The sequence below is a fragment of the Campylobacter concisus genome, from assembly GCA_002092835.1.
Classification (GTDB): Bacteria; Campylobacterota; Campylobacteria; order Campylobacterales; family Campylobacteraceae; genus Campylobacter_A; species Campylobacter_A concisus_K.
Genome location: LVWL01000007.1, coordinates 1 through 6,451, shown reverse-complemented (window position 1 = coordinate 6,451; position 6,451 = coordinate 1). Strand labels below are relative to the sequence as shown.

At 42.2% G+C, this 6,451-nt stretch carries 1 protein-coding gene, 2 tRNA genes, 3 rRNA genes and 1 pseudogene; 6 read left to right on the top strand and 1 reads right to left on the bottom strand.

All coding sequences use genetic code 11. The features are described from left to right. Positions 1-179: 179 nt before the first annotated feature. The 6 genes from A3835_09285 to A3835_09260 all read left to right on the top strand — a co-directional run bounded on the left by A3835_09285 (position 180) and on the right by A3835_09260 (position 6,099). Positions 180-1,694, top strand: a 16S ribosomal RNA gene (locus A3835_09285). Positions 1,695-1,783: 89 nt separating this feature from the next. Next, positions 1,784-1,860 (top strand) — tRNA-Ile (locus tag A3835_09280). A 12-nt stretch (positions 1,861-1,872) separates the two neighbouring features. Next, positions 1,873-1,948: transfer RNA gene (locus A3835_09275), tRNA-Ala, on the top strand. 329 nt (positions 1,949-2,277) lie between these two features. Next, positions 2,278-5,189: ribosomal RNA gene (locus A3835_09270) — 23S ribosomal RNA — on the top strand. Between the two features lie 123 nt (positions 5,190-5,312). Then, positions 5,313-5,431, top strand: a 5S ribosomal RNA gene (gene rrf, locus A3835_09265). The 16S, 23S and 5S rRNA genes sit together here with 2 tRNA genes alongside, the layout of an rRNA operon. 221 nt (positions 5,432-5,652) lie before the next feature. Then, positions 5,653-6,099 (top strand): type II secretion system protein K, encoded by a 447-nt coding sequence (locus A3835_09260; protein ORI09798.1) that lies wholly within the window; start codon positions 5,653-5,655, stop codon positions 6,097-6,099. A 149-nt stretch (positions 6,100-6,248) separates the two neighbouring features. Here A3835_09260 and A3835_09255 read toward each other — a convergent pair. After that, positions 6,249-6,451 (bottom strand): annotated as a pseudogene (locus A3835_09255) (transcriptional regulator).

Here is a 6,451-nt window from a genome sequence, read left to right as displayed (position 1 = left end):
TTTAACTTACAATTGTTAAACTATTAGTCAATCTTTGAAATCTAAACAAGTGATCGATTGAGCCAGTCTATTATTTTATAATTTATAATAGATTAGACAAACTAATAAATAAAACTAAAAGTTTTTTTGATTAAAAACTTCATAATAAAATCCTATCAAATAAATTTTTGCTAGGTAATAATATGGAGAGTTTGATCCTGGCTCAGAGTGAACGCTGGCGGCGTGCCTAATACATGCAAGTCGAACGGACAAGTAAGAGCTTGCTCTTATGAGTTAGTGGCGCACGGGTGAGTAATGTATAGCTAATCTGCCCTACACTAGAGGACAACAGTTGGAAACGGCTGCTAATACTCTATACTCCTGTCTTACATAAGTTAGATAGGGAAAGTTTTTCGGTGTAGGATGAGGCTATATTGTATCAGCTAGTTGGTGAGGTAATGGCTCACCAAGGCTATGACGCATAACTGGTCTGAGAGGATGATCAGTCACACTGGAACTGAGACACGGTCCAGACTCCTACGGGAGGCAGCAGTAGGGAATATTGCTCAATGGGGGAAACCCTGAAGCAGCAACGCCGCGTGGAGGATGACACTTTTCGGAGCGTAAACTCCTTTTGTTAGGGAAGAACAATGACGGTACCTAACGAATAAGCACCGGCTAACTCCGTGCCAGCAGCCGCGGTAATACGGAGGGTGCAAGCGTTACTCGGAATCACTGGGCGTAAAGGACGCGTAGGCGGATTATCAAGTCTCTTGTGAAATCCTATGGCTTAACCATAGAACTGCTTGGGAAACTGGTAATCTAGAGTGAGGGAGAGGCAGATGGAATTGGTGGTGTAGGGGTAAAATCCGTAGAGATCACCAGGAATACCCATTGCGAAGGCGATCTGCTGGAACTCAACTGACGCTAATGCGTGAAAGCGTGGGGAGCAAACAGGATTAGATACCCTGGTAGTCCACGCCCTAAACGATGTATACTAGTTGTTGCTAAGCTAGTCTTGGCAGTAATGCACCTAACGGATTAAGTATACCGCCTGGGGAGTACGGTCGCAAGATTAAAACTCAAAGGAATAGACGGGGACCCGCACAAGCGGTGGAGCATGTGGTTTAATTCGAAGATACGCGAAGAACCTTACCCGGACTTGATATCTAACAAATCATCTAGAGATAGAAGAGTGTCTGCTTGCAGAAATGTTAAGACAGGTGCTGCACGGCTGTCGTCAGCTCGTGTCGTGAGATGTTGGGTTAAGTCCCGCAACGAGCGCAACCCACGTCATTAGTTGCTAACAGTTCGGCTGAGCACTCTAATGAGACTGCTTCGTAAGGAGGAGGAAGGTGTGGACGACGTCAAGTCATCATGGCCCTTATGTCCGGGGCGACACACGTGCTACAATGGCGTATACAATGAGACGCAATATCGCGAGATGGAGCAAATCTATAAAATACGTCCCAGTTCGGATTGGAGTCTGCAACTCGACTCCATGAAGCCGGAATCGCTAGTAATCGTAGATCAGCCATGCTACGGTGAATACGTTCCCGGGTCTTGTACTCACCGCCCGTCACACCATGGGAGTTGATTTCACTCGAAGCCGGAATACTAAATTAGTTACCGTCCACAGTGGAATCAGCGACTGGGGTGAAGTCGTAACAAGGTAACCGTAGGAGAACCTGCGGTTGGATCACCTCCTTTCTAGAGTACATATAGATATTCTCTCACAAGATATCTATAAGAAAGATATTCTCAATCATCCTTGTTTAGTTTTGAAAGATTGATAGACCTATAGGGGCCTATAGCTCAGCTGGTTAGAGTGCACCCCTGATAAGGGTGAGGTCACAAGTTCAAGTCTTGTTAGGCCCACCAGAGAATTTAATTGGGGAATTAGCTCAGCTGGGAGAGCGCCTGCTTTGCACGCAGGAGGTCAGCGGTTCGATCCCGCTATTCTCCACCATAAAATAGTTTAACGCTATTAAGTCTAATTAGAGAGCTTAAAAATTTAAACTTTCTAATTAGACTTTTGTCTAAATGTTCTTTTAATTAATATTGTTAATAGTCACAAGCAAGTTTTAAAAACAATTTTACAGGACTTGTTAAAGATTTAAATTTCTATTCTCTTTGCATTTAATGCAAAAGTTTGACATCACAATCTATTTAGGATTTAAAACTTATCTAAATAGTAGTCAATGCTTTCCGTCTTGAGAACTAGAATTTAAATATAGTAACATAAAGTTATCTTTAACAAGGAAGTGATGCGAATTAGAATAATCTAATATAGAAAAGGTAAGCTACAAAGAGCAAGTGGTGGATGCCTTGGCTAGTAGAGGCGATGAAAGACGTGCCAGGCTGCGATAAGTCTCGGGGAGCCGTCAAGGGGCTTTGATCCGGGAATTTCTGAATGGGGCAACCCAGTTAAGCGCGAGCTTAACTACCTAATATGGAGCGAACGAGGGGAATTGAAACATCTTAGTACCCTCAGGAAAAGAAATCAAAAGAGATTACGCTAGTAGCGGCGAGCGAACGCGTAAGAGGGCAAACCGTTAGTTTACTAACGGGGTTGTAGGACTGCAATATAGACTAAACTTAGCTAATAGAACAACCTGGAAAGGTTGAGCATAGAGGGTGATACTCCCGTATATGAAAGCTTTGTTTTACTTAGCAGTATCCTGAGTAGGGCGGAACACGTGATATTCTGTCTGAAGCTGGGTAGACCACTATCCAACCCTAAATACTACTACTAGACCGATAGTGCACAAGTACCGTGAGGGAAAGGTGAAAAGAACTGAGGTGATCAGAGTGAAATAGAACCTGAAACCATTTGCTTACAATCATTCAGAGCCCTATGATTTATCAGGGTGATGGACTGCCTTTTGCATAATGAGCCTGCGAGTTGTGATGTCTGGCAAGGTTAAGGAAACCCGGAGCCGTAGCGAAAGCGAGTCTTAATAGGGCGTTTAGTCAGACGTTGCAGACCCGAAACGATGTGATCTATCCATGAGCAGGTTGAAACCGGTGTAAGAGCCGGTGGAGGACCGAACCCGCTAGCGTTGAAAAGCTATGGGATGACTTGTGGATAGGGGTGAAAGGCCAATCAAACATCGTGATAGCTGGTTCTCTCCGAAATATATTTAGGTATAGCGTCATGTAGTAACACTGGGGGGTAGAGCACTGAATGGGCTAGGGCATACACCAATGTACCAAACCCTATCAAACTCCGAATACCTAGTGTGTAATCATGGCAGTCAGGCGGCGAGTGATAAAATCCGTCGTCGAGAGGGGAACAACCCAGACTAACAGCTAAGGTCCCTAAATCTCATTTAAGTGGAAAACGATGTGGAGTTACTTAAACAACCAGGAGGTTGGCTTAGAAGCAGCCATCCTTTAAAGAAAGCGTAATAGCTCACTGGTCTAGTGATTCTGCGCGGAAAATATAACGGGGCTAAAATGAGTACCGAAGCTTTAGACTTAGTTTTACTAAGTGGTAGGAGAGCGTTGTATTTGCGTTGAAGGTATACCGGTAAGGAGTGCTGGAGCGAATACAAGTGAGCATGCAGGCATGAGTAGCGATAATTGGGGTGAGAATCCCCAACGCCGTAAACCCAAGGTTTCCTACGCGATGCTCGTCATCGTAGGGTTAGCCGGGTCCTAAGCAAAGTCCGAAAGGGGTATGCGATGGAAAATTGGTTAATATTCCAATGCCAACTATAATGTGCGATGGAAGGACGCTTAGAGTTAAGCAAGCTAGCGGATGGTAGTGCTAGTCGAAAGGTGTAGGTTAAGATCCAGGCAAATCCGGATCTTTTTAAGCCGAGACCCCATAGGCGTTTGAAGTTCTTCGGAATGGATAGCGAATTGCCGATACTGTCGAGCCAAGAAAAGTTTCTAAGTTTAGTTATAGTTGCCCGTACCGTAAACCGACACAGGTGGGTGGGATGAGTATTCTAAGGCGCGTGGAAGAACTCTCTTCAAGGAACTCTGCAAAATAGCACCGTATCTTCGGTATAAGGTGTGCCTAACTTTGTGAAGGATTTACTCCGTAAGCATTGAAGGTTACAACAAAGAGTCCCTCCCGACTGTTTACCAAAAACACAGCACTCTGCTAACTCGTAAGAGGATGTATAGGGTGTGACGCCTGCCCGGTGCTCGAAGGTTAATTGATGACGTTAGCTCTGCGAAGCGTTTGATCGAAGCCCGAGTAAACGGCGGCCGTAACTATAACGGTCCTAAGGTAGCGAAATTCCTTGTCGATTAAATATCGACCTGCATGAATGGCGTAACGAGATGGGAGCTGTCTCGAAGAGGGATCCAGTGAAATTGTAGTGGAGGTGAAAATTCCTCCTACCCGCGGCAAGACGGAAAGACCCCGTGGACCTTTACTACAGCTTGACACTGCTATTGGGATAAAAATGTGCAGGATAGGTGGGAGGCTTTGATCCATAGACGCCAGTTTATGGTGAGCCGTTGTTGAGATACCACTCTTTTTTATTCTGATAGCTAACTAGCTTGAGTTATCCTCAAGTAGGACAATGTCTGGTGGGTAGTTTGACTGGGGCGGTCGCCTCCCAAAATGTAACGGAGGCTTACAAAGGTTGGCTCAGAACGGTTGGAAATCGTTCGTAGAGTATAAAGGCATAAGCCAGCTTAACTGCGAGACATACACGTCAAGCAGAGACGAAAGTCGGTCTTAGTGATCCGGTGGTTCTGTGTGGAAGGGCCATCGCTCAAAGGATAAAAGGTACCCCGGGGATAACAGGCTGATCTCCCCCAAGAGCTCACATCGACGGGGAGGTTTGGCACCTCGATGTCGGCTCATCGCATCCTGGGGCTGGAGCAGGTCCCAAGGGTATGGCTGTTCGCCATTTAAAGCGGTACGCGAGCTGGGTTCAGAACGTCGTGAGACAGTTCGGTCCCTATCTGCCGTGGGCGTAAGAAGATTGAGGAGAGTTGACCCTAGTACGAGAGGACCGGGTCGAACCAACCACTGGTGTACGAGTTGTTCTGCCAAGAGCACCGCTCGGTAGCTATGTTGGGATGTGATAACTGCTGAAAGCATCTAAGCAGGAAGCCAACTCCAAGATGAATCTTCTTTTAAGAGCTCATATAGACTATGTGTTTGATAGGCTGGGTGTGTAATGGATGAAAGTCCTTTAGCTGACCAGTACTAATAGCTCGTCTGCTTATCTTTTAATAAGCATCACTTCCTTGTTAAGGATAAAAACTTAATAAGATATGTTTTTATAAAACTTTGTTTATGACTTTTAACTTTATCAAGTAGTGTTAAATAAGAGATTTATCTAATATATCTTTTATTTAACACTGCCCGTGACTATACAGACGAGGAAACGCCTTGCTCCATCTCGAACCAAGAAGCTAAGCTCGTCCTGGCTGATGATACTCTCCCTTACTGGGATGTTGGAAAAGTAGGTCGTTGCGGGCTTTGTTAATTTTTAATCTTCTTTATCTAAACAATCAACTTTTAATATTATTTTTTAATTTATAACAAAATATCAAATCTAAAATTTATTTATATTTTTAAATAATTAGACTTTTTATCTTTATATTTATAAATATCTTTTAGTTTATGCTTTTATATGAGTGTTGACTAAAAACACCAAATATGATAGACTCCAAACCCAAATTTACCCAAAAAGGACAAAAATGAAAAAGATTATATTCTCACTATTAGCAACAGCTTCTACATTACTAGCAGCCATAAATTTAAACACCGCCACAAAAGAAGAGTTAATGAGTTTAGATGGCATAGGATCTTCAAAGGCAGATGCAATAATAGAGTATAGAAAAGCAAATAAATTTAACTCAATAGAAGATATAAAAAATGTAAATGGTATAGGCGATAAGACATTTGAAAATTTAAAATCAGATATATCAGTATCAGGCACTACAAAGATAGACACCACAAAATCAAAAATAAAATCTAAAAAAGATGAGATAAAAGAAAAGGTAAGTAAAAAGAGTGATGAAGCAAAAGAGAAAAAAGATAGTGCTAAAGATGATAGTATAAAAGAGATAAAAGATAAGAAAGAAAGCCTAAAAGATAAAGCAGAGAAAAAGAGTAAAGCTAAAAAAGAGAAGAGCAAAGAGTAATAAAATCTAGAAATTTATAAAAATTCTTACATAAAGATACATAAAAATAGTTAGGAGTGTATGGTGCTCCTAACCAATAAAATAGATTGGTTTTTTATATATCTGCCTACTTTTTAATTCTATAACTTAGTTTGTCTGCTTTTTAAATTTTATAAATTAATAAGCTCATCTAATAGATCTTGTAAAGTAATGCTTCTTAAACTATCTTCTAAAGCTTCTTGTGCTTTTAGAAGGGGGGTGGTTAAAAGGCCTTCGATCTTGCCACCAAGTGGGCAGGCTTTAGGTGAGTCAGAGTGGATCTTAAAAAGTTTTTCTTTATCATTTACCGCGTTAAAAATTTGAAGGAGGGTTA

Bases quoted from the DNA above. Each gene is read 5' to 3' on its own strand.
- A3835_09260 (ORI09798.1), top strand. From the start codon at position 5,653: ATGAAAAAGATTATATTCTCACTATTAGCAACAGCTTCTACATTACTA.